This window comes from Dongia rigui (assembly GCF_034044635.1).
Lineage (GTDB): Bacteria > Pseudomonadota > Alphaproteobacteria > Dongiales > Dongiaceae > Dongia > Dongia rigui.
On sequence record NZ_JAXCLX010000002.1, the window covers coordinates 742,264 to 764,735 of the forward strand.

The 22,472-nt window shown below is 62.3% G+C and carries 22 protein-coding genes; 20 read left to right on the forward strand and 2 right to left on the reverse strand.

The window, feature by feature from the left end:
• The first annotated feature begins 1 nt into the window (after position 1).
• Positions 2-841, forward strand: a complete 840-nt coding sequence (locus SMD31_RS15040; RefSeq protein ID WP_320501717.1) for a TIGR00282 family metallophosphoesterase — start codon at positions 2-4, stop codon at positions 839-841.
• A 92-nt stretch (positions 842-933) separates the two neighbouring features.
• Here the strand turns inward: SMD31_RS15040 and SMD31_RS15045 are convergent, their stop codons facing one another.
• Entirely contained in the window at positions 934-1,200 is a 267-nt protein-coding gene (locus tag SMD31_RS15045; RefSeq protein ID WP_320501718.1) for a hypothetical protein, read from the reverse strand.
• Positions 1,201-1,518: 318 nt separating this feature from the next.
• On the opposite strand from SMD31_RS15045, the gene SMD31_RS15050 reads away from it, so the two are divergent.
• The 19 genes from SMD31_RS15050 to SMD31_RS15140 all read left to right on the forward strand — a co-directional run bounded on the left by SMD31_RS15050 (position 1,519) and on the right by SMD31_RS15140 (position 20,690).
• Complete coding sequence (locus SMD31_RS15050; RefSeq protein WP_320501719.1) at positions 1,519-2,268, forward strand: YebC/PmpR family DNA-binding transcriptional regulator; 750 nt, start codon at positions 1,519-1,521, stop codon at positions 2,266-2,268.
• Between the two features lie 15 nt (positions 2,269-2,283).
• The gene (gene ruvC / locus SMD31_RS15055; protein ID WP_320501720.1) at positions 2,284-2,799 is read left to right on the forward strand and encodes a crossover junction endodeoxyribonuclease RuvC; all 516 of its coding nucleotides are present in this window, start codon (positions 2,284-2,286) and stop codon (positions 2,797-2,799) included.
• Entirely contained in the window at positions 2,796-3,416 is a 621-nt protein-coding gene (ruvA, locus tag SMD31_RS15060; RefSeq protein WP_320501721.1) for a Holliday junction branch migration protein RuvA, read from the forward strand. Before ruvC ends, ruvA begins: the two co-directional genes overlap by 4 nt.
• Entirely contained in the window at positions 3,413-4,483 is a 1,071-nt protein-coding gene (gene ruvB / locus SMD31_RS15065; protein WP_320501722.1) for a Holliday junction branch migration DNA helicase RuvB, read from the forward strand. The genes ruvA and ruvB overlap by 4 nt, the downstream gene beginning before the upstream one ends.
• 151 nt (positions 4,484-4,634) lie before the next feature.
• Positions 4,635-5,069, forward strand: coding sequence for a tol-pal system-associated acyl-CoA thioesterase (gene ybgC, locus SMD31_RS15070; RefSeq protein ID WP_320501723.1), 435 nt, complete (start codon positions 4,635-4,637; stop codon positions 5,067-5,069).
• Positions 5,070-5,188: 119 nt separating this feature from the next.
• Positions 5,189-5,887 carry a protein TolQ gene (gene tolQ, locus SMD31_RS15075; protein ID WP_320501857.1) on the forward strand — a complete coding sequence of 233 codons (699 nt, stop codon included), beginning with the start codon at positions 5,189-5,191 and terminating at the stop codon, positions 5,885-5,887.
• Positions 5,887-6,357, forward strand: a complete 471-nt coding sequence (locus SMD31_RS15080) for an ExbD/TolR family protein (protein WP_320501724.1) — start codon at positions 5,887-5,889, stop codon at positions 6,355-6,357. Before tolQ ends, SMD31_RS15080 begins: the two co-directional genes overlap by 1 nt.
• Before the next feature lie 16 nt (positions 6,358-6,373).
• The gene (locus tag SMD31_RS15085) at positions 6,374-7,273 is read left to right on the forward strand and encodes a hypothetical protein (protein WP_320501725.1); all 900 of its coding nucleotides are present in this window, start codon (positions 6,374-6,376) and stop codon (positions 7,271-7,273) included.
• Positions 7,274-7,423: 150 nt separating this feature from the next.
• Positions 7,424-8,752 (forward strand): Tol-Pal system beta propeller repeat protein TolB, encoded by a 1,329-nt coding sequence (gene tolB / locus SMD31_RS15090; protein WP_320501726.1) that lies wholly within the window; start codon positions 7,424-7,426, stop codon positions 8,750-8,752.
• Positions 8,753-8,844: 92 nt separating this feature from the next.
• Complete coding sequence (gene tolB / locus SMD31_RS15095) at positions 8,845-10,080, forward strand: Tol-Pal system beta propeller repeat protein TolB (RefSeq protein WP_407652144.1); 1,236 nt, start codon at positions 8,845-8,847, stop codon at positions 10,078-10,080.
• A gap of 154 nt (positions 10,081-10,234) precedes the next feature.
• Positions 10,235-10,741 carry a peptidoglycan-associated lipoprotein Pal gene (gene pal, locus SMD31_RS15100; RefSeq protein WP_320501727.1) on the forward strand — a complete coding sequence of 169 codons (507 nt, stop codon included), beginning with the start codon at positions 10,235-10,237 and terminating at the stop codon, positions 10,739-10,741.
• 177 nt (positions 10,742-10,918) lie between these two features.
• Positions 10,919-11,440, forward strand: a complete 522-nt coding sequence (gene pal, locus SMD31_RS15105; protein WP_320501728.1) for a peptidoglycan-associated lipoprotein Pal — start codon at positions 10,919-10,921, stop codon at positions 11,438-11,440.
• Between the two features lie 220 nt (positions 11,441-11,660).
• Positions 11,661-12,632 carry a tol-pal system protein YbgF gene (ybgF, locus tag SMD31_RS15110; protein ID WP_320501729.1) on the forward strand — a complete coding sequence of 324 codons (972 nt, stop codon included), beginning with the start codon at positions 11,661-11,663 and terminating at the stop codon, positions 12,630-12,632.
• A gap of 61 nt (positions 12,633-12,693) precedes the next feature.
• The gene (tilS, locus tag SMD31_RS15115; RefSeq protein ID WP_320501859.1) at positions 12,694-13,947 is read left to right on the forward strand and encodes a tRNA lysidine(34) synthetase TilS; all 1,254 of its coding nucleotides are present in this window, start codon (positions 12,694-12,696) and stop codon (positions 13,945-13,947) included.
• Between the two features lie 94 nt (positions 13,948-14,041).
• Positions 14,042-15,973 (forward strand): ATP-dependent zinc metalloprotease FtsH, encoded by a 1,932-nt coding sequence (gene ftsH, locus SMD31_RS15120; protein ID WP_320501730.1) that lies wholly within the window; start codon positions 14,042-14,044, stop codon positions 15,971-15,973.
• Positions 15,974-16,052: 79 nt separating this feature from the next.
• Positions 16,053-17,087 carry a dihydropteroate synthase gene (folP, locus tag SMD31_RS15125; protein ID WP_320501731.1) on the forward strand — a complete coding sequence of 345 codons (1,035 nt, stop codon included), beginning with the start codon at positions 16,053-16,055 and terminating at the stop codon, positions 17,085-17,087.
• Positions 17,088-17,160: 73 nt separating this feature from the next.
• Complete coding sequence (glmM, locus tag SMD31_RS15130) at positions 17,161-18,522, forward strand: phosphoglucosamine mutase (RefSeq protein WP_320501732.1); 1,362 nt, start codon at positions 17,161-17,163, stop codon at positions 18,520-18,522.
• A gap of 30 nt (positions 18,523-18,552) precedes the next feature.
• Positions 18,553-18,942, forward strand: coding sequence for a lactoylglutathione lyase (gloA, locus tag SMD31_RS15135; RefSeq protein ID WP_320501733.1), 390 nt, complete (start codon positions 18,553-18,555; stop codon positions 18,940-18,942).
• 149 nt (positions 18,943-19,091) lie between these two features.
• Positions 19,092-20,690 carry a methyl-accepting chemotaxis protein gene (locus tag SMD31_RS15140; protein WP_320501734.1) on the forward strand — a complete coding sequence of 533 codons (1,599 nt, stop codon included), beginning with the start codon at positions 19,092-19,094 and terminating at the stop codon, positions 20,688-20,690.
• A gap of 128 nt (positions 20,691-20,818) precedes the next feature.
• On the opposite strand, the gene gltA is transcribed toward SMD31_RS15140, so the two are convergent.
• A complete protein-coding gene (gene gltA, locus SMD31_RS15145) occupies positions 20,819-22,237 on the reverse strand; it encodes a citrate synthase (RefSeq protein WP_320501735.1) in 1,419 nt (472 codons plus the stop codon).
• Positions 22,238-22,472 lie beyond the last annotated feature (235 nt).

Genomic DNA, 22,472 nt, shown 5'->3' on the forward strand with positions numbered 1-22,472 from the left:
AATGAATTTGTTGTTTTTAGGTGATCTGGTTGGCCGCGCTGGCCGCGATGTCGTCGTTGACAACCTGCCCAAGCTGCGCCGTGATCTGGCTGTCGATTTTGTCGTCGCCAATGTGGAAAACGCCGCCGGCGGTTTCGGTATCACCCAGAAGCTTCTGAACGAACTCTTCGCCGCCGGCGTGGATTGCGCGACGACGGGCAATCATGTTTGGGACCAGAAGGAGACGGTGGCTTTCATCGGCAGCGAGCCGCGTTTGCTGCGGCCGCTGAACTTCCCGCAAGGCACGCCGGGCAAGGGCGCCGGGGTGTTCCAAACCGCCCGCGGCAAGAAGGTTGTCGTCGCCAATCTGATGGGCCGCCTTTTCATGGATCCGCTCGACGATCCCTTTGCGGCTGCCGAGGCGCTGCTCAAGACCTATCGTCTGGGCGGCAATGCGGATGCGATCCTGTTCGATTTCCATGGCGAGGCCACCAGCGAGAAGATGGCCTTCGGCCACTTCCTCGACGGACGGGTCAGCTTCGTGGTGGGAACCCATACCCACGTCCCCACGGCTGATCACATGGTCTTGGAGAAGGGCACAGCCTACCAATCCGATGCCGGCATGTGCGGCGACTATGATTCCGTGATTGGCATGGAAAAGGCCAATCCGGTGCTGCGTTTCACCCGCAAGCTGCCGACCGAGCGGCTCAGCCCCGCGAATGGCGCCGGGACAATGTGTGGTGTTCTGGTTGAAACCGACGATGCCACCGGCCTTGCGCGTCGTATTGCGCCGGTGCGTGTCGGCGGCAAGCTTGAGCCGGCTCTGCCGAAATGGGCGTCAGCCCTGGCCGCTGCGAAATAGCCCACGGGGTATGACCCGCTGCCCGGGTCAAAAATGTCGTGAAAGAAGGAACTGTGGCTGTTTCAGCCGCCGGAACCCGCGAGAAGGCCTGATCAGGCCCGCTTGCCGCCGGCTACTGCCATGAAGCGGTCGACTTCATCCTGCATCTGCTCCGCCCGGGCCATGAACTGCCGGGCCATGTCGTGCACTCGGTCGCAGGCACGGGGTTCACCATCGCCGGCCATTTTAAGGGCCCCGCTGACGCCTTCGATACCCATTTGACGAGCCACCTGGGTGACGACTTCCGCCATGCGGCGGATCTCGGCCTCCAGATTGACACTCCGGCTCTCGCTTCCGGATTCCCGGATGGTTCGGGACATGGTGAACCCTCGATTTCGTCCGCATTTGGCCCGAATCGGCGCCAATCGTTAAAAGCTATAGGGAGGTTTCCGTAAACGAGTCATGAATTTTGCGGCCCGACTCCAAAAATCTCCGCTAATCCGCAGATTGGGGTGTGCGCTCGGTTCTGGTGGCCGGCGGGGCTCCGCCGGGCTTGGCAGGCCCGGGAATTGTGCTAAAAGGCGTCAAAATCCTGCCATATTCGCGGTCTAGCGTCGCCTCAAGGATGGCGCCGATCCCAACATGTGGTCAGGATTTGCCGATAGTCCACACTAGGTTTTGCGTTCAGGAACGGATCGATGGCTGGCCATTCCCAATTTAAGAACATCATGTATCGCAAGGGCGCGCAGGATGCGAAGCGCGCCAAGGTCTTCACCAAGATCATCCGCGAATTGACGGTCTCGGCAAAGATGGGCAACCCGGACCCGGCGACCAACCCGCGCCTCCGGGCAGCGGTAATCGCCGCCCGCGACGCCAACATGCCCAAGGACACCATGGAGCGCGCGATCAAGCGCGGCGCCGGGGGCGAAGACAACACGGCCTATGACGAGGTGCGTTACGAGGGCTATGGCCCGGGTGGCGTCGCGGTCATTGTCGAGGCCCTGACCGACAATCGCAACCGAACGGCCACTGAAGTGCGCACCGCCTTTGCCAAGGCTGGCGGAAACCTGGGCGAAACGAATTCGGTCAGTTTCATGTTCGAGCGCAAGGGCGTCATCCGCTATCCGGCGAAGGCGGGGAGTGCCGATGCCGTGTTCGAGGTGGCGCTTGAGGCCGGTGCCGACAACGTGGAATCCGACGCCGAGGCGCATGAGATCACCTGTGCGCCGGAGGATTTCGCGGCGGTCCGCGACGGCCTGGAAGCCAAGTTCAAGGAAGCCAAGGAAGCCCGCCTGCAATGGCGCCCGGTGACCACGGCGCCGGTCGATGCCGAGACGGCCGAGGCGCTGTTCAAGCTGATCGACACGCTGGAAGACAATGACGACGTCCAGACTGTCAGCGCCAATTTCGAAGTGTCGGAAGAGACGCTCGCCAAGCTGACGGCATAGAGCTTAAGGAACGGCATGCGAATTCTCGGACTGGATCCCGGTCTGCAGCATACCGGCTGGGGCGTCATCGACGCCGTCGGCTCGCGTATCTCCTATGTCGGTGCCGGCGTGGTGAATTCGGATGCCAAGCTCGATTTGGCGCAGCGCCTCGTTCAGATCCATGACGGGTTGCGCGACGTGATCGACCGCCATCAACCAGACGAGGCGGCGGTGGAAGAAACTTTCGTCAACAAGAACCCGAGCTCGACGCTGAAACTCGGCCTGGCGCGCGGCGTCTCACTGCTGGTGCCGGCGCTCTACAAGCTGCATGTCGCCGAATATCCCACCAACCTCGTGAAGAAGTCGGTGGTAGGGGCGGGGCACGCGGACAAGGAACAGGTCAAGATGATGGTGGGCGTGCTGCTGCCGGCGGCGCGCGACCAGAAGAGCTCTGATGCCGCCGATGCCTTGGCCGTCGCCATCTGCCATGCCCATCACATGGGGACGCTGGGGAAATGGGGTGCCAAGGACTTTCGTGAGGTTGCCCGTTGATCGGCAAGCTCACAGGTGTCGTGGACAGTGTCGCCAGCGATGCCGCGATCATCGACGTCAATGGCGTCGGTTATATCGTGCATGCCAGCAGCAAGACGCTGGGGCGGCTTGGGTCACGCGGCACGGCGGCAAGCCTCCTCATCGATACCCATGTGCGCGAGGATGCCATCTCGCTCTATGGTTTTGCCGAAACGGTCGAGCGCGACTGGTTCCGGGCGCTGCTCAACATTCAAGGCGTGGGTGCTAAAGTCGCCCTGAGTATTCTTTCTGTAATGGCGCCGGATGAACTGGCGCGTGCCATCGCCGCACAGGACAAGGCGGCGGTTGCACGCGCCAATGGTGTCGGACCAAAGCTCGCCCAGCGTGTCGTTTCCGAAATGAAGGATAAGGCCGGTGGCATTGGCCTCGGCGCTGCGCTGGTGGGTGGCGATGTGGCAGTCGCGGCTGCAGTCGAAACCGCTGACGGGCCGCTGAACGACGCGGTCTCGGCGCTGGTCAATCTCGGCTATCGCCGCACGGAGGCCTACAGCGCCGTCGCCAAGGTGATGCAGAAGCAGGGCGCCAATGTCGGTCTCAATGAACTGATCGTGCATGGGCTCAAGGAACTCGCGCAATGAGCTCACCCATTCAAAATGCGGGTGAAACGCGCATGATCACGCCGGAGCGCGCCGAGGAAGACAACAGCGAGCAAAGTCTGCGGCCGCTGGCCCTGGGCGAGTTCATCGGGCAGCAGAAGCTGCGTGAAAACCTTGCCATCTTCATCGAAGCGGCAAAGGCGCGCGGCGAGGCGCTGGACCATGCGTTGTTCTACGGTCCGCCCGGCCTCGGCAAGACGACCCTTTCGCAGATCGTGGCGCGCGAACTCGGCGTGGGTTTTCGCGCAACCTCCGGCCCGGTGATCGCCAGGGCAGGGGATCTGGCGGCCCTCCTGACCAATTTGCAACCGCGCGACGTTCTGTTCATCGACGAGATTCATCGCCTGTCGCCAGCGGTCGAGGAGATCCTCTATCCGGCGATGGAGGACTTCCAGCTTGACCTCATCATCGGCGAAGGACCGGCGGCGCGCTCGGTGCGGATCGATTTGCCGAAGTTTACGCTGGTCGGTGCGACCACGCGCCTTGGCATGATCACGACGCCTTTGCGCGAGCGTTTTGGCATTCCCCTGCGGCTCAATTTCTATACCCATCCGGAATTGGAGTTGATCGTTCGTCGTGGCGCGCGTGTGCTGGGCCTCGATCTTGCCGATACGGGTGCCGCTGAAATCGCCCGCCGTGCGCGCGGAACACCGCGCGTTGCCGGCCGCCTGCTGCGCCGCGTGCGCGACTTTGCAATTGTCGCCAAGGTGAGCCGCGTCGAGGCTCACCACGCCGACGCGGCATTGACACGGCTCGAGGTCGATCAACTGGGCCTTGATGCGATGGACCGGCGCTATCTCACCTGCATCGCCGAGAATTATGACGGCGGTCCGGTAGGCGTCGAGACGATGGCGGCGGCACTTTCCGAACAGCGCGATACGATCGAAGATGCGATCGAACCCTATCTCATCCAGCAAGGCCTGCTGCAGCGGACACCGCGCGGTCGCATGCTGACCCTGAACGGCTACAAGCATCTGGGCCTCACGCCCTCCAGCCATGCCGCACAGGCCGATCTCCTCGGACCGGCGATCGGGGAGGATGAGCTGTGATGCCTACACCCGTCGCTCACCCCCTCTCCCCGACCCTCCCCCACGTAGGGGGGAGGGGGTGCGGTCGAGTTCGCCGTGCCGTTCGCGTTCAGCCTGGCTCTGATTCCCTCCCCCCCACGTGGGGGAGGGTTAGGGAGAGGGGGAGCCAGCGATGACTCTCACCGCACTCAACACCGCTGCCGCGGCACACCATTTTCCGATCCGCGTTTATTACGAGGACACGGATGCGGGCGGCATTGTCTACTATGCCAATTATCTGAAGTTCGCCGAGCGGGCGCGGACCGAGATGCTGCGCGAGGCCGGCTTTCACCATACCGCGATGATGCAGGGCGACGGGCTGATGCTGGCTGTGCGCCGCGTCAATGCCGAGTATCTGCGGCCAGCGAAGCTTGATGACGCCCTGGAAGTCGCCACCAGCGTCATCGGCCTTGGTGCCGCCACAATCGAGCTTGATCAATCTATCCGACGCGGCGGGCAGGAGCTCTGCCGCGTCGTTGTGACCATTGCCTGCGTCGGGCGCGACGGTCGTCCCGCACGCCTGCCGGCACCTTTACGCGCGGCGCTTTCCGCGCATCTCCCATCTTGAAGAAGAAGTGAAGAAGAACCATGGATCCGCAACAGCCAGCACCATCTGCCACCCCCGTTGCCCCGGTTTCGGGCAATGTCATTGACGGGGTCAATGTCGCCGCCCAGAACGCGGTCGGCATGCCGAGCGCCGCAAGTCATGACCTGTCTGTCTGGACCCTGTTCCTGCAGGCCGACTGGATCGTCAAAGGCGTGATGCTGTTTCTGCTCGGCGCCTCGATCTGGAGCTGGGCGATCATTTTCGACAAGATCATCCGCCTGCGCCGCCTGCGGGAACAGGCCCGCCAGTTCGAAGAAGCGTTCTGGTCCGGCGGCTCGCTGGAAGAGCTTTACGACCGCATCTCGAACCGCCCGACCGACCCGATGTCGTCGATCTTCGTCGCCGCCATGCGCGAATGGCGCCGGTCGGCCGCGAAGGGGCTGCTGGCGTCGGAGCAGTTCCGCGAGAGCCTGCAGGACCGCATCGAGCGCGTCATGAACATCACGCTCGGCCGCGAGATGGATCAGATCGAGCGCTACATGGGGTATCTGGCCTCGGTCGGTTCGGCAGCCCCATTCATTGGCCTCTTCGGCACGGTCTGGGGCATCATGAATTCGTTCGCCGCCATCGCCGGTTCGAAGAACACGACGCTGGCGGTGGTCGCCCCGGGTATCGCCGAAGCACTCTTTGCGACGGCGCTTGGCCTCGTTGCCGCCATTCCTGCGGTCCTTGCCTATAACAAGCTTTCGAGCGACATCAACCGTTACGGCAACCGGCTGGAGGCTTTTGCCGGCGAGTTCGGTGCCATCCTCTCGCGTCAGCTCGAGGAGAAGCACTAATGGCCGTCAAGCTCGGCGCCGGCGGCCACCCGTCGCGCGGGCATTCGCGGCGGCGCAAGTTCTCGCCGATGGCCGATATCAACGTGACGCCGATGGTCGACGTCATGCTGGTGCTGCTCATCATCTTCATGGTGACGGCACCGCTGCTGACCGTCGGCGTCGAGGTCGAACTCCCCAAGACCAGCGCCGAGGCGATGTCGAACCCAGACGAGCCACTGGTTGTAACCGTCCGCTCCGACAATGCCGTGTTCCTGCAAGAGACGCAGATCTCCATCGAGGAGGTGGGGCCGCGCCTCAAGGCCATCACCATGAACAAGCCGGACACGATCATTTACGTTCGTGGCGACGCGACGGCGAACTGGGACGGCATTGCCCAAGTTTTGGCGGAATTGCAGGCTAATGGTTTCAACAAGGTCGGTATCGTGACCGATACCAAGGCCAGTGGTGAGCCGGCAAAGAAGTCGAACTGACGCTATGAATTTCGTGATGGAAAAGCTGGGATTCGATGCGGAACTCAATCGGGGCTTCGTTGCTTCGGTCTTGTTCCATGTCGGCCTCTTCCTGGTGGCGTGGTTCGGCCTGCCGCATCTGTTTGAAGACGATCTGATCTACGAACAGGACGGCATCAAAGGCGCGATCATCTCGGAACTCACCAAGGCACCGAGAGTCGACAAGGTTTCCGACAAGGTGCCGGACAAGCCCAAGAAGCAGAAGGTCGAGCAGCCCAAGAAGGATGCGAAGCCCGCGCCTGTCAAAGAAAACCCAAAACCTGCTGCGGCACCTCCGCCGCCACAGGTCGAGGAACAGGCGGTCGTCATTCCGGACCAGACCAAGACCGAGCCGGACAAGAAGGTCGAAAAGAAGCCGGACCAAAAACCCAAGAACCAGAATAAGAATAAGCCGGACGATACCAACAAGAAGAAGCAGAAGCAGCAGGACGAGGACTTTGCCAAAGTTCTCGCTGGAATTGCTCCGGACCAAGCTGCGGATGCTCCGCCAGAAGAGCCGACGCAAAAGGCGGCGGCTGCCCCGACCGAGGAAACGGAAGGCCAACGCACGGCGCTTGAAGGCGATGTGGCCGTGAGTGCTACGGATGCCGAGAGCATTAGCCAGCAAATCGGCCGCAACTGGCGGGTCGATGTGGGGGCACTCCCCGACCCGTCGCAGTACATGGCTTTTCTGCGGGTGACGTTCGACAGTGCCGGGAATGTGCTGACTGTGGAGTTCCTGGAGCAGAACAGGATGGGTGATTCCCGCTATCGCATGGTTGCAGAATCCTGCCGCCGGGCGTTCTTCATCACCAAGCAGATCAAGGCGCCGTCTGGCAAGCCGCTGCCGCCCTCCATTCGATTCGGTTGCGATCCGCAATACGCCAATGGTGCTTAAACTGTTCAGTGATGAACCAATGGTCTCGTCGCGCGTTTGTAAGATGTCAAATGTAGTGAATTAGAGTAGAAGTTAAGAATTAGCGATCAACAGTGGCGCTGTCATTTTGGGCAGGCGCTGGCAGAGATACGAAGACAAGAGGCATAAGCGATGATGCAGAGTTTGAAGTATTTTGTCCGCGCCGCAGCGGTTAGCTTGGCGCTGGTCGCGGTTCCCTTGGCAGCGTCAGCCGAGCCGACGATCATCATTAAGCCAGGCGCTAAGCCCGAGCCGATGCCGATCGCCATCCCGGATTTCTTCGGTGGTACCGCAAACGACGGCCAAATGGCGCGCGATCTTGCCGCCGTGATTTCGGCCGACCTTGAGCGCTCGGGCCTTTTTGCGCCGATCGACAAGAAGGCCTTCATCCAGGATAGCGCATCGCTTCAGCAAGGAACGCCGCGTTTCCAGGATTGGAAGCTGATTAATGCTCAGGCGCTCATTTCCGGGAATGTGACGTCGCAGGCAAATGGCCAGGTCAGCGTGCAGTTCCGCCTCTGGGACGTCTATGGCGAACAGCAGATGACTGGCTTCCAGTATAATGCCGCCAACAATAACTGGCGCCGTGTGGCCCATAAAATTGCTGACGAGGTATATAAACGGGTCACGGGCGAGGAGGGTTACTTCGATACCCGCATCGTCTACATCTCGGAGACTGGGCCCAAGCAGAAGCGTATCAAGCGCCTTGCCATCATGGATCAGGACGGCGAGAACCATAAGAACCTCACCGATGGCGGCACGCTGGTGCTCACGCCGCGCTTCTCGCCGGCGGCACAGGACATCACCTACATGTCCTATTATGGCAACAAGCCGCGCGTTTACCTGTTCAACATCGACAGCGGCCAGCAGGAAGTTCTGGGCGATTTCCCGGGCATGACGTTCGCGCCGCGCTTCTCGCCGGATGGTTCCAAAGTCATCATGAGCATGGCGCAGAACGGCAACACGGATGTTTATGTGATGGATATCCGGACGCGTCGCCAGCAGCGCCTGACCAACACGCCGGGTATCGATACCGGTGCCAGCTATGCGCCGGACGGAAAGCAGATCACTTTTGAAAGCGATCGCGGCGGCAGCCAGCAGATCTATGTCATGGGTGCGGATGGCGGCGGGGCGCGCCGCATCAGCAAGGGGCCGGGGCGTTATGGCACCCCGGTTTGGTCGCCCCGCGGTGATCTCATCGCCTTCACCCGCCAGTACCAGGGCAGCTTCTATATTGGTGTGATGCGCCCGGACGGATCGGGTGAACGGATGCTGTCGCAAGGCTGGCTGATCGAAGGCCCGACCTGGGCGCCCAACGGTCGTGTTCTGGCCTATTTCAAACAGGAGCCGTCGGGGAAAACCCAACTGCATTCTATCGATCTGACCGGGTTCAATGAGCGCGTTATGAAAACGCCACTGGACGGGTCAGATCCGGCATGGTCGCCCTTGCTGCAGGACTAACTATCGCGATGCTGCTGGGGGAGCGGCGCATAGTGGTCGGGCAAACTGGTAGGAGCGCTGCAGTAGCGCTCCTACTTGTCTTGGCGTTCCCCTTGTTCGCCAAAGCGGATGGGCTTGAGACGCAGTCCATCGCTATCCCAGACTTTCACGGCGAGTCATCGCGGGAACAGTCGCTAGCCGAGGATGTCACAAACATCATCCGCAATGATCTGGCAGGCAGCGGGATTTTCACGCAGCCGGATCGATCTGTTTTCCCGCAAGACCCCGAGGAATTGCAGGAGATGCCGCGTCTGGCGAACTGGCGGAAGATTGGCGCAAAGACGCTGGTCACCGGCAATGTGGACGCGCTCGGGGACGGCGTTGTCGTCCTGCAGTTCCGATTGTGGGGGTTGGATCCCGAGGTCCAGATAGCCGGTTTCGAGTACCGGGCCTATGCCACCAACATGCGACGTGTCGCCCATAAGATTGCCGACGAGATCTACGAGCGGCTGACTGGCGAAAGTGGCTATTTCGATACGCGCATTGCCTACGTCGCGGAATCTGGACCGAAGAGCAAGCGCATCAAGAAGATCGCTATCATGGATCAGGACGGCGCCAATGCTGTCGACCTAACGGACGGCAGTGACCTGGTTCTCACGCCGCGCTTTTCACCGTCAGGGCAGGATCTGCTCTACATGTCCTATTACGGGGACAAGCCAAGGGTCTACCTCTTCAACATTGCCACCGGTGAACAGGAGTGGCTGCGCGAATTTCGCAGCATGACCTTCGCGCCGCGCTTTTCGCCTGATGGGGACCGCATCATTCTCAGCATGGCGGAATCCGGCAACTCGGACATCTACGTCATCGATATCCGCACGCACCGCGTCAAGCGCCTGACCGAGACGGCCGGGATCGATACGGCACCGAGCTATTCCCCAGATGGTAGCCAGATTGCCTTCGAAAGCGACCGAGACGGCAGTCAGCAGATCTATGCGATGTGGTCTGACGGATCAGAGCCAGTACGTATCAGCAAAGGTCCGGGCCGCTACGGGACCCCCGTCTGGTCGCCAAATGGCGACCTCATCGCCTTCACCCGCCAGTACCAGGGCAGCTTCTATATTGGTGTGATGCGGCCGGACGGGTCGGGGGAGCGGATGCTGTCCCAGGGCTGGCTGATCGAAGGCCCGAGCTGGGCCCCCAATGGCCGCGTTTTGGTCTATTTCAAGCAGGAGCCGTCGGGCAAAACTGAACTGCATTCTATCGATCTGACCGGCAACAATGAGCGTGTCATGAAAACGCCACTGGACGGGTCGGATCCGGCATGGTCGCCCTTGCTTGGGAATCAATAATGATCTATGTTCCGCCCCGATTCTAGGATCAACTAGACCCTGGAATACCTTGATTCAGCGCGGAATTTAATGCGCGGGCAGATCGGCGATCCACAATCGGGGGGTGGTCGGGGGATTTGCTCGGGCGAAGAACGGACAAAAGAGGAAACTAAAAATGCGTCTTTCGATCTTGTCGGCCCTGGCTGCGGCCGCTCTCCTGGCAGCCTGTTCGTCGGACGTTCCGGTGAACGACGCTGGCGGCGCCGGTTCGGGTAACACGGCCTCGACGGCTGACAGCTCCGGCGTTGCCGGTGCGGCAGTCCCGGGTTCGCCGGAGGACTTCAACCAGAATGTCGGTAACACCGTCTATTTCGACCTCGACAGCTACAGCCTGAGCTCGGACGCTCAGAGCCAGCTGCAGCGTCAGGCCGCTTGGCTGACCCAGTACCCGCAGCGTACGCTGACCGTCGAAGGTCATGCTGACGAGCGCGGCACGCGTGAGTACAACCTCGCCCTCGGCGAGCGTCGTGCGAACTCGGTCGCCAACTACCTGGTCGCCCTCGGCGTCGACAAGGCCCGCTTGAGCACCATCTCTTACGGCAAGGAGCGTCCGCTCTGCACCGAGAGCGATGAGTCCTGCTGGTCGCAGAACCGTCGTGGCGTCAGCGCCATCAACCAGTAATCTCGCTGGTTTCAGCAGATAACTGGCGTCATCAACGCCGGCCTGGAGAAATCCGGGCCGGCGTTTTTGTTTGCGCGCAGATTCCCCGTCTTCGCGCCATTTCCGCCGCAATCCCGCCCTCTTTGGCGTCGAGTTTGTCCGGGTTGGGAACTTTCAACCTCAAGAGGGGACAACTCGATGCAACTTACCAAAGACCGCAGCCGGCAACTGGCGGCGGTGATGTTTGCAGCACTCATGCTGCAGGCCTGCGATACGACGAACGACACGCAGACGGCTGCCAAGGTCGACAAGCCGGCCACGGGGATTGGCGATCCCAACAGCCCGATTGTCGATGGCCAACTGACAGCCGAGCAGGAATGGGAGACGAAGGTCGGCAACACGGTTGAGTTCGCAACGGATGCCTATGACCTCTCCCCGAAAGCGCAGACGACACTCCAGCGCCAGGCGCAATGGTTGCTGCAATACCCGGCCCGCACGGCCGTGGTCGAGGGCCATGCCGACGAGCGGGGCACTCGGGAATACAATCTCGCACTGGGCGAGCGGCGGGCGCAGTCAGCACAAGCCTATCTGATCGCCCTCGGCGTCGATGCCAGCCGCCTGCAGACCACGTCTTTCGGCAAGGAACAGCCGCTCTGTGCCGAGGCCAGCGATGATTGCTGGCAGCGGAACCGCCGCGCCGTGACAGCGTTGAATCCCTGATTTCAGGCGGCTTTGTGCCGGAAGTGGCCTGGGTGGGCGGTCAGCAAAACCTTGCCCAGGCTTGCTTTTCACCGAGTCCCTTTGGCATTGTCAGCTCGCAATTTTGTGACCGCGAGGGGTCCGGCTGCGCCATAATTCCGCCCGGTTCAGTAGTGACCCTGGCGGCTTGAAACGGCGAGGCCTGGGATCTTCCGGCAGACGAGCGATAAGGATGAGCCGCGTGACTTTTGCACATGGGATGAAGATGGCCGCCCAGGCCGGCGTTCTGGCGGGCCTGCTGATGCTGGCGCCCCTCGGCGGCGCCAAGGCGGACGAGATCGACGATCTTCGTGCCGAGGTGCAGCAGCTGAAGCAGCAGATGCTTTATCTTGAGAATCAGATGCCCAAGGGCGGCGGCGCGGTCGCCGGCGGCGGCACTGTCGCCGCGCAAAACGAGGTTCGCTTCCAGCAATATGACCAGCAGATGAGCCAGCTAACCGGCCAGATCGAGCAGCTGGAGCTGAAGCTCAATGACCTTGCCGACAAGTTCGACCGTATGCAGAAGGATACCGAGTTCCGCCTGGGTGAGCTCGAACGGGGCGGTGCCGGTGGCGCGGCTGCGACGGCCCCCGTCGCGGATGCAGGTGCCACCGCCGCAACCGGCACGGGCGCCGCGGCGACCGATCCGGGGGCACCGCCGCAACCGGCCCAGCCCGGTGTCATGGGCACGCTGTCCAACGACCAGATGCAGAACCTGCCCCAGGCGCCAGCGGGTGCCGCCGATCAGGCGGCCTCAGCCGCCGGCGGTTCGGTGGTGTTGCCCGGCGACACGCCGCAGGAACAGTATGATTATGCGACCGGTCTGGTGCAGCGCGGCGCCTATGCCGAGGCCGAACTGGCTTTGAAGGCCTTCGTCTCGGAGCACCCGAAGGATCCGCTGGCTGGCAATGCGCAATACTGGCTGGGCGAGACGTATTACGTCCGCAGCGATTTCAAGAATGCCTCGGTGGCCTTTGCGGAAGGGTATCAGAAATATCCCAAGAGCCAGAAGTCCTCGGACAACCTGCTGAAGCTCGGCATGTCGCTGGGCCAGATCGGGCGCAATAACGACGCCTGCACGGCCTTCCGCCAGCTCGACAAGCAGTTCCCGGATGCCTCGCAGGCGATCAAGGACCGGGCCGCGCGTGCCAAGCAGCGCTACAAGTGCAGCTGAAGGCCCAGCGCTTGGGGATAGCTCGCTAGCATCGCTGGGTGACGAGGCCTTTGCCGCCTTGATGGCGGCCTGTGGGCCGTTCGAGCCTTTCCCGCATGTGGCCGTCGCGGTGTCCGGCGGGGCCGACAGCTTGGCGCTGCTGTTGCTGATGCATCGCTGGACGCGCGCGTTGGGCGGCAAGGTCCGTGCACTGACAGTCGACCACGGGCTGCGGGCGGAATCCGCTGCTGAGGCGCAACAAGTTGCCCTCTGGGCAACCGCAGCCGGCATCGATCATCATATTCTGCGGTGGCTGGGAGAAAAGTCTGGCGCTGGTTTGCAGGCCGCGGCGCGCCAGGCCCGCTATGACCTGATGACGGCGTGGTGCCGGGACGCCGGCGTGCTGCATCTGGCGACGGCACACAGCCTCGATGATCAGCGCGAAACCGTCGCCATGCGTCAGGCCAGGGGCGGGCCATCACAAATGGGCCTCGCCGGCATGAGCCTGATTTCAACCCGCAGCGGCGTGCGATTGCTGCGGCCGCTATTGCCCGTTCCGGGGGCTTTGCTGCGGCATCATCTGACAGTGCTGGGCCAAGCGTGGATCGAGGACCCCAGCAACCGGCTGACACGCTTCGAGCGCATTCGCTGGCGCGAGGGCCGTGAAGGTGCTTTGCCGCAAACGGCAGACATCCGGCATTGGGGCGAACAGCGCGTGGCCGACGAACGGGCGATCGCCGACCTCTTTATTCGCTCGGTCGATATTCATGCGGCGGGCCATGTTTGTGTCGACCTCGATCCGTGGAAGGCCGTCCCTGACCGATGGCGCATTCCCGCCCTGGGGCAGTTGATTCGCCTGGTTGCCGGGGCGGATTACCAGCCCGCCCATGGCGCCCTTGCGCGGGTGGCCGCCGGCTGGCTTGAGGCCCCGCGCGTCACCAGCCTGGGCGGCGCCCTGATCGGCCATTGGCGCGGGCGCGGCCTGATCTGCCGCGAGGCGGCCGGCGTAAGAGAGAAACTGACGACAAGCGGCTTGTGGGATGGGCGATTTGCCGTCGATCTGGCGCCAAACATGACGGTCGGCGCCTTGGGTGAACCGGGCGTGGCAGAAATTGGGCAAAGCGGTCATTCCCAGCACTGGAATAGGGATATTCCGCCATTGGCCAGGGCCGCGCTGCCAGCGGTGCGGGATGCGACAGGTCGTCTCATGCTGGTGCCGTATCTGGGTTTCGACCCATATGGGCGAGGAAGCGACACCCATTTCCGCTTTTTGCCCCATAATTCAGCAACATCAAGCGGCTTTACAGTTGCGTATGGGTGGCAGCACACTATTTAACTAGAACACAAGTGTCGGGTTACCAGCCGCGGGCAGCGTCCTGATCTCAGGCAGCCACTCCGGTCCCCAAGCCGACCTTAAGACCTTATGAGGGATGAAGATTGTGAATTGGGGTAAGAACCTGATGATCTGGGTGGCGATCGGCCTGCTGCTGGTCGTCCTGTTCCATATGTTCGGCGACGCGACATCGCGGACCGCCCAGACCCAGATGGCCTATTCCTCGTTCCTCGCCAAAGTGAACGACGGCTCGGTCAGCGATGTGACCATTCGCGGCCCGGAGATCTCCGGCCACACCACCGATGGCCAGGCCTTCTCAACCTATGCACCGGACGATCCCAAGCTGGTCGAGAACCTCAGCGCCAAGGGCGTTGAGATCAAGGCAGCGCCCCAGGATGACGGCATGAGCCCGCTGATGGCGCTCCTGATCAACTGGGCGCCGCTGATCATCATCGTCGGCATCTGGATCTTCTTCATGCGTCAGATGCAGGGGCAGGGCGGCAAGGCCATGGGTTTTGGCAAGTCGCGTGCCAAGCTCCTGACCGAGCGTACCGGCCGCGTCACCTTCGACGATGTCGCTGGCATCGAGGAAGCCAAGGGCGAGCTGGAAGAAATCGTCGAGTTCCTGAAGGACCCGCAGAAATTCCAGCGCCTCGGCGGCAAGATCCCCAAGGGCTGCTTGCTGGTCGGCCCGCCGGGTACCGGTAAGACGCTGCTCGCCCGCGCCATCGCCGGCGAAGCCAATGTGCCATTCTTCACCATATCGGGTTCGGACTTCGTCGAGATGTTCGTCGGCGTCGGCGCGTCCCGCGTGCGCGACATGTTCGAACAGGGCAAGAAGAACGCGCCCTGCATCATCTTCATCGACGAAATCGATGCGGTCGGTCGTCATCGAGGTGCGGGCCTCGGCGGCGGCAATGACGAGCGCGAGCAGACCCTCAACCAGATGCTGGTCGAGATGGACGGCTTCGACGCCAATGAAGGCGTCATCATCATCGCCGCCACCAACCGACCGGATGTGCTCGACCCGGCGCTGCTGCGCCCGGGCCGTTTCGACCGCCAGATCACTGTGCCGAACCCGGATATCAGCGGTCGTGAGCAGATTCTCAAAGTGCATATGCGCAAGGTTCCGCTGGGCCCTGACGTCGATGCGCGCGTGATCGCCCGTGGCACCCCCGGTTTCTCGGGCGCCGATCTTGCCAACCTCGTCAACGAGGCGGCGCTGATGGCGGCACGTTTTGGCAAGCGCGTCGTCACCATGGCCGATTTCGAGCAGGCCAAGGACCGCGTCATGATGGGTAGCGAGCGCCGCTCGATGGTCATGTCGCCGGAAGAGAAACTGGCGACGGCCTATCACGAGGCGGGCCACGCCATCATCAACCTCGAAGTCCCGGAAGCCGATCCACTGCACAAGGTGACGATCATCCCGCGCGGCCGTGCGCTGGGCCTCACCATGTCGCTGCCGGAGAAGGACCGCTACAGCATCTCGAAGACCTGGATGACGAGCCGTATCGCCATCTGCTTCGGCGGCCGCATCGCCGAGCAGCTGATCTATGGCGAGGAGCATCTCAATTCCGGTGCCTCCAATGACATCCTGCAGGCGACCGAAATGGCGCGTCGCATGGTCACCGAGTTCGGCATGAGCGAGAAGCTTGGGCCACTGCGTTATTCGGATGGCGAGCAGGAAGTGTTCCTCGGCTATTCGATGGGCCAGCAGCGCAAGAGCATGTCGGACGAGACAACGAAGTTGATCGACCAGGAAGTCCGTCGCATCGTCGAAACGGGCGAGAAGAAGGCCCGCGAGATCCTGACCCACCACCTTGAAGGCCTGCATACGGTCGCCAAGGCGCTGGTCGAGTTCGAGACGTTGACCGGCGATGAAGTGCGGGCCCTGATCAACGGCGAGAAGATCCGGCAGGACACCGGCCAGGGTGGCGGTGCTGCGGCGACGATCAAGCCGCGTTCCTCGATCCCCACCGGCACGATCGTTCGGCCAGGGTTCGAGCCGAAGCCACAACCCGGTGCCTGAGGCCGGATTGCGTTCATGACATGATGGTGTTCCGGAGCCCCGCCTGATCGGCGGGGCTTCTGGTATCTGGGGAGTTGCCATGGTGGGGCGTTATCTCATTCCGACGGGCCTGCTGCAGGGGGCTGCGGCCAAGCGAGCTGTTGCAACCGGCATGGCATCGCCGCTGGCGGGCGGGCCGGTTGCTTTTGGCAGCGCCGAACTGGCTGAGCGCGCCGCAGATGGTGCCGGCCAAAGGCGCCCCGTCCTTACCAAGGACGTGCCGGCTGACTTGCTGGCCCCGTTTCTCCCTGCGCCAAAACCTTGGGCGGGTTTCGACCTGTCGCGCGCGTTGGTGATGGGTATCGTTAACGTCACACCGGATAGCTTCTCGGATGGTGGCGATTATGCCGATGCTGCCGCGGCGATCGCGCGTGGCGTGTCGCTCGCCGAGGCTGGTGCGGACATTCTCGATATCGGCGGTGAATCGACCCGGCCAGGCTCGGCGCCCGTCAGCGATAGCGAGGAAATCCGCCGCGTGGTGCCCGTGATCAAGGCGCTTGCCGAGCGGGGCCTTTGCGTTTCGGTCGATACGCGGCACGCAGCGGTGATGACAGCGGCGGTCGAAGCAGGCGCGCGCATCATCAACGATGTGACGGCCCTGACGGGCGATCCGGCAAGCGAACAGGTGGCGGCCGCCTCGGGTGCCGCTATTATCCTGATGCACATGCTGGGCGACCCGCAGACCATGCAGGCCAACCCGGTCTATGCCGACGCAACACTGGACCTTCTCGACTATTTCGCGGCGCGCCTGACACGGCTGGAAGCCCTGGGCGTCGAGCGCGGGCGGATCTCGCTCGATCCCGGCATCGGCTTTGGCAAGAAGGATCCGCATAATCTGCTGATCCTCAACGAGCTGGCGGCCTTTCATACCTTCGGCTGCCCGATCACGCTGGGCGTCTCGCGCAAGAGCTTTATCGGCCGGCTATCGCGCGGCGAGGCCCCCAAGGATCGCCTGGCCGGATCGGTGGCGATCGCGGCCTGGGGGTTGGCGCAGGGCGTCCAGATCGTCCGGGTGCATGATGTCGCGGAGACTTTCCAGATGCGCGCCATGGTCGAAGCCCTGCGGCGGGCTTAACGCGCGCGTTTGCGCTCAAGCGTGGAGGGGGTAAAATGCCGGAATCGCTCGCGATGTTACGATTGGATCACAAATGACCCGCAAAATGTTCGGCACCGATGGGGTGCGTGGTTTGGCCAATGCCGAGCCGATCACCGCCATGACGGCCCTGCGCCTGGCGCTGGCGGCCGGGTCGCATTTCACGCGCGGCGCGCATCGGCACCGGGTCATCATCGGTAAGGACACGCGGCTGTCCGGCTACATGCTGGAAACCGCCTTGACCTCGGGCTTTCTCTCCATGGGCATGGATGTGATGCTGCTGGGGCCGCTGCCTACCCCCGCCGTGGCGATGCTGACCCGCTCAATGCGGGCCGATCTCGGCGTCATGATCTCTGCATCGCATAATCCTTATGAAGACAACGGCATCAAATTGTTTGGGCCGGATGGCTTCAAGCTGTCCGACGATATCGAAGCCGAGATCGAAAGCGGGCTGCAGGGGACCGGTTTTGCGCCAGCCCAAGGCCTCGCACCGTCGGCACAGCTCGGGCGCGCCAAGCGTATCGACGATGCGCCCGGCCGCTATATCGAGTTTGTGAAGTCGAGCTTCCCGAAGGGCCTCAGCCTGGAAGGCCTGCGCGTGGTGGTCGATTGCGCCAATGGTGCGGCCTATAAGGTGGCACCGACCGTGCTGTGGGAACTCGGGGCTGACGTCGTTGCGATCGCCAATGAACCCAACGGCACCAACATCAACGACAATTGCGGCGCCGTGCACACGCAGCGCCTGTGCGACCAGGTCAAAGCCAGCGGCGCCCATCTCGGTATTGCCCTCGACGGCGATGCGGACCGAGTGATCGTGGTCGATGAAACAGGCACGGTCATCGATGGTGACCAGTTGATGGCGCTGATCGCAGAGAGTTGGCAGAGCGCCGGCAGGCTTGGCGGCGGCGGCATTGCCGCAACGGTCATGTCGAACCTGGGCCTGGAGCGGCACCTGCAGAATCTCGGCCTGAAACTGCACCGCACGGCAGTCGGTGACCGCTACGTCGTTGAGGCAATGCGGCGCCTCAACATCAATATCGGCGGCGAGCAATCGGGCCATATCATCCTCAGCGATTTTGCGACCACAGGTGATGGCCTTATCGCGGCCTTGCAGATCCTGGCGGTCCTCATCCGCGCCGATCGGCCGGCGAGCGAGGCAGGCAGGCCGTTCACGCCGCTACCGCAGCTATTGAAGAACGTCCGCTACCAGCCGGGACAGACGCCGCCACTGGAGCAAGTCAAGGTGAAGGATGCCATCGCCGCCGGCGAAGCGGCGCTCAATGGCAGCGGGCGCTTGCTGATCCGCAAGTCCGGCACCGAGCCGCTCATCCGCGTAATGGCCGAGGGCGAAGACAAGGCACTGATTGCGCGCGTGGTCGACGACATCGTCGGTGCCGTCGAAGCGGCCGCACGTTAGATACCCAGATATAGAAGGATAGGGAAAAGCATGTCGAACCGTCTGCTCCACACCATGATTCGCGTCATGGACCTCGACAAGTCGATCGATTTCTATACGCGCCATCTTGGCATGAAGCTGCTGCGCCGCAAGGATTACCCGTCGGGCGAATTCACGCTGGCCTTCGTCGGCTATGGCGATGAAGATGATAACAGTGTCATCGAGCTCACGCACAACTGGGGCCGCAAGGAGCCTTATGAGATCGGCACCGCGTTCGGCCATCTCGCCGTCGGTGTCGAGGACATCTACGGGACCTGCGATAAGCTGGCCAAGGAAGGCGTCAAAATTCCGCGCCCCGCTGGCCCGATGGCGCATGGCGGCTCGGTCATTGCCTTCGTCGAGGATCCGGACGGGTACAAGATCGAATTGGTCCAGAAGTAACGGCCCGTTAAGCATATTCAGACGGAAAGGCGGCCCATTGGCCGCTTTTCTTTTCTCCGCCCGGCAGCCAGTTTGATCTAGGTCATCTGCGGCTAGGACAACCCCGGATAGCCTCATTCGCCACCGCACATGGCACGGAAACGAAGCTCATGAAGATTTCAACCCGCTTGTTGCTGCACGGCCTGGCGAACATCGTCGTCGCCACCGGCCTCATGGCTGTGGTCGTGCTCTATGTCGTCTATCAGGGCAGCATGCGCCAATTGGCCGAGGTGAACGGCGCCGCGCGCCAGCATATCGTCAATGTGTTGAGCGACACTACCATGCCGACCGATGCGGACCTCGCCAAGCTGGCGGGCGAGATCGGCGGCGATATATCGGTCTGGCGCGATGGCAAGTTCCTGGCGACGAGTGTCACCGAGCCCACGGTGCGCGCTGATCTGGAAGCCCTGCTGAACGCCACCGAGACTGCGGCAGAACTGGCGCGCAACCCGGCCTATGAAGTCCCACCGACGCTCGATCTGCCGCTGTCGGACATTCACCTCACCTCAGTCTTTCGTAAAGGCAACGACATCGTCGCGCTGTCGCGGGATTCGGACGTGTTCCTGGGTACCTTCATTGACCTTCTGGTCGCCTTCTCGATCCTGGGTGTTGGTGGTGCGATCCTGTCCGGCCTGGGGCTCTTCTGGTCGGTACGACATTCGCTCCGGCCATTGCTGCTGTTGTCGGACAGCATGACGGCACTGGCCCAGGACCGCTTGCAGGTCGATGTCCCGGCTCGCGACCGCCATGACGAGGTGGGGCTTATGGCGCGTGCCGTCCAAGTGTTCAAGGAGATGGCCCTGAAGCGCCATCAGATGGAAGCGGAGCAGAACCAGCTGCGCGAACAAGCGAGCAGCGAGCGGCGCAATGCCATGCTGACCTTGGCCAGCCGGCTGGAAGGCGAAGTGCAACAGGCTGTCGGCGGCTTACGGTCTGCGGCCGGCCAGCTGGGTGAAACGGCGGCAACGCTCGATCGATCCGCCCGGGTGGCAGCCAATCAGGCACAAGATGCCACCGAAGCGGTCGTCGAGGCAGAGGCCGGTGCGCAGCAGGTGGCAGCCTCGGCGGACGAACTCGCCAATGCCATCACGGCGATCACGGAAAATGTCGAGGGTGCCCGCAACCGCGTGCAGAAGACCGTCAGCGTGGCGGACCACACCAACAACACCGTTTCGCAATTGCATGTCGCAGCCCAACAGATTGGCGAGATCGTCACGCTCATCAGCGAGATCGCCGGCAGCACCAACCTGTTGGCGCTCAATGCGACGATCGAGGCGGCGCGCGCCGGGGAAGCCGGCAAGGGTTTCTCGGTCGTGGCGTCCGAGGTCAAAAGCCTTGCCAATCAGACGGCGCGGGCGACGGAGGATATCACCCGCCAGATCGGCGATATCCGCCGCTCGGCTGAGGAATCGGCACAGGCCATCGGCGCCATCCAGGCAAGCATGCATGAGACGAGTGCGGCCACCAGCAGCATCACAGAGGCAGTCGAGCGCCAGGAAGCCTCGACCCAAAACATGGCCGGCAGCATCCGGCATATGGTCGACGGCACCAAGCGGGTCAGCGGCAGCATTACCGATGTTCGCGCCATTGTCGGCGAGACCAGCGGTGTTGCCCGCCAGATGCTCGACATGGCAGCCGACATGGAAAAGAAGGTCCAGGTGCTGGATGCCGCGGTACGCCAGGTCCTGACCGAGTTGCGCGCTGGGTAAGCTGCAAGCGACCTCCGCCCACGGGTGGGACGCCGAGGTGCATCAAGTGTTGCCGCATTCTTTGGCGGCAAAAGAGAAGGGCGGCGCCTCGCGGCGCCGCCCTTCGATTCTGCGGTATTCTTTCGCGCTTACTTGCGCTTGTTCATCGGCACATAGGGACGCTCGCCATAGCCGGTATAGAGCTGGCGCGGGCGGCCGATGCGCTGGGTGGGGTCTTCGATCATTTCCTTCCACTGTGCGACCCAGCCGACCGTGCGCGCTACGGCGAACAGCACCGTGAACATCGAGGTCGGGAAGCCGATCGCCTGCAGGATGATGCCCGAATAGAAATCGACGTTCGGATAGAGCTTGTGGGAAATGAAGTAATCGTCGCTGAGGGCGATCTTTTCCAGTTCCATGGCAAGCTGCAGCAACGGATCGTTGCGCTTGCCCAGCGCATCCAGCACTTCATGGCAGGACTTGCGCATCACCGAGGCGCGCGGGTCGTAGTTCTTGTAGACGCGGTGGCCGAAGCCCATCAGCCGGGTATTGTCCTGCTTGGACTTCACCTTGCCGATATAGTCCTTGATGTTGTCCTTATGCCCGATCTCGGCCAGCATTTTAAGGACGGCTTCGTTGGCGCCGCCATGGGCCGGACCCCAGAGGCAGGCGATGCCGGCCGCAATGCAGGCAAACGGATTGGCGCCCGATGAACCGGCCATGCGGACGGTCGAGGTCGAGGCGTTCTGCTCGTGATCGGCATGAAGGATGAAGATCTTGTCCATTGCCTTGGCGACGACCGGATCGATCTTGTACTCCTCGGCCGGTACCGCAAACGTCATGCGCAGGAAGTTTTCGGCGTAGGAGAGTTCGTTCTGGGGATAAACGAACGGCTGGCCGACTGAATATTTGTAGGCCATGGCGGCAATCGTCGGCACCTTGGCGATCAGGCGGTGCGAGGCGATCATGCGCTGGCGCGGATCATGGATGTCGGTGCTGTCGTGATAGAAGGCGGAGAGGGCGCCGACCACGCCGACCATGACGGCCATCGGATGCGCGTCGCGGCGGAAGCCGGAGAAAAAGCGCGCGATCTGCTCGTGCAGCATGGTGTGATAGGTGATGTTCTTTTCGAACTCGGCCTTCTGCTTGGCGGTCGGCAATTCCCCTTCCAGCAGCAGGTAACAGACTTCCATGAAGTCGCTGTTTTCGGCGAGGTCCTCGATCTTGTAGCCGCGATGCGTCAGTACGCCGACATCGCCGTCGATATAGGTGATCGAAGACTGTGTCGAGCCGGTGGAACCATAGCCAGGATCATAGGTGAAGAGGCCATGCTCGCCGTAGAGCTTGCGGATGTCGACGACATCGGGGCCGACGGTGCCCTTGACGATCGGCAACTCGAAACTCTTGCCGTTGCGGCTGTCCTTCACCGCGACCGATGCATAGGCCTTGGGTGCGGCCGGCTTGATCCCGCTGTCGACCGTCTTTGATCGAGCCGCCGGCTTTGCCGACTTGGCGACTTTCTTGGCTTTCGCCGCAACGGTTTTCTTGGAGCTCGATTTGCCAGCCATATTCGTTCCCTTCGTCCTATACAGGGGCCGCCCGGCGCGGAACGCGTCGGTGGAATGCCGCAGGTGTTGCTGCAGATGCTAATGCAGATAAGGTTAACGGATGGTGACGCATCTGTCATCTGGTGTGAAATTGTTGGCCGTCTTTTTTGAAGCACCGGCTTCCCCTTGATCCGAATAGGAAAACCCGCACACCCCGGGGAGGGGGACGGGCTTTCCAACCCGGCCAAAAGTGACG

Coding starts and splice junctions, on each gene's coding strand:
- SMD31_RS15040 (WP_320501717.1), top strand. CDS start 2: ATGAATTTGTTGTTTTTAGGTGATCTGGTTGGCCGCGCTGGCCGCGAT.
- SMD31_RS15045 (WP_320501718.1), bottom strand. CDS start 1,200: ATGTCCCGAACCATCCGGGAATCCGGAAGCGAGAGCCGGAGTGTCAAT.
- SMD31_RS15050 (WP_320501719.1), top strand. CDS start 1,519: ATGGCTGGCCATTCCCAATTTAAGAACATCATGTATCGCAAGGGCGCG.
- ruvC (WP_320501720.1), top strand. CDS start 2,284: ATGCGAATTCTCGGACTGGATCCCGGTCTGCAGCATACCGGCTGGGGC.
- ruvB (WP_320501722.1), top strand. CDS start 3,413: ATGAGCTCACCCATTCAAAATGCGGGTGAAACGCGCATGATCACGCCG.
- ybgC (WP_320501723.1), top strand. CDS start 4,635: ATGACTCTCACCGCACTCAACACCGCTGCCGCGGCACACCATTTTCCG.
- tolQ (WP_320501857.1), top strand. CDS start 5,189: ATGCCGAGCGCCGCAAGTCATGACCTGTCTGTCTGGACCCTGTTCCTG.
- SMD31_RS15080 (WP_320501724.1), top strand. CDS start 5,887: ATGGCCGTCAAGCTCGGCGCCGGCGGCCACCCGTCGCGCGGGCATTCG.
- SMD31_RS15085 (WP_320501725.1), top strand. CDS start 6,374: ATGGAAAAGCTGGGATTCGATGCGGAACTCAATCGGGGCTTCGTTGCT.
- tolB (WP_320501726.1), top strand. CDS start 7,424: ATGATGCAGAGTTTGAAGTATTTTGTCCGCGCCGCAGCGGTTAGCTTG.
- pal (WP_320501727.1), top strand. CDS start 10,235: ATGCGTCTTTCGATCTTGTCGGCCCTGGCTGCGGCCGCTCTCCTGGCA.
- pal (WP_320501728.1), top strand. CDS start 10,919: ATGCAACTTACCAAAGACCGCAGCCGGCAACTGGCGGCGGTGATGTTT.
- tilS (WP_320501859.1), top strand. CDS start 12,694: ATGGCGGCCTGTGGGCCGTTCGAGCCTTTCCCGCATGTGGCCGTCGCG.
- ftsH (WP_320501730.1), top strand. CDS start 14,042: ATGAAGATTGTGAATTGGGGTAAGAACCTGATGATCTGGGTGGCGATC.
- folP (WP_320501731.1), top strand. CDS start 16,053: ATGGTGGGGCGTTATCTCATTCCGACGGGCCTGCTGCAGGGGGCTGCG.
- glmM (WP_320501732.1), top strand. CDS start 17,161: ATGACCCGCAAAATGTTCGGCACCGATGGGGTGCGTGGTTTGGCCAAT.
- gloA (WP_320501733.1), top strand. CDS start 18,553: ATGTCGAACCGTCTGCTCCACACCATGATTCGCGTCATGGACCTCGAC.
- SMD31_RS15140 (WP_320501734.1), top strand. CDS start 19,092: ATGAAGATTTCAACCCGCTTGTTGCTGCACGGCCTGGCGAACATCGTC.
- gltA (WP_320501735.1), bottom strand. CDS start 22,237: ATGGCTGGCAAATCGAGCTCCAAGAAAACCGTTGCGGCGAAAGCCAAG.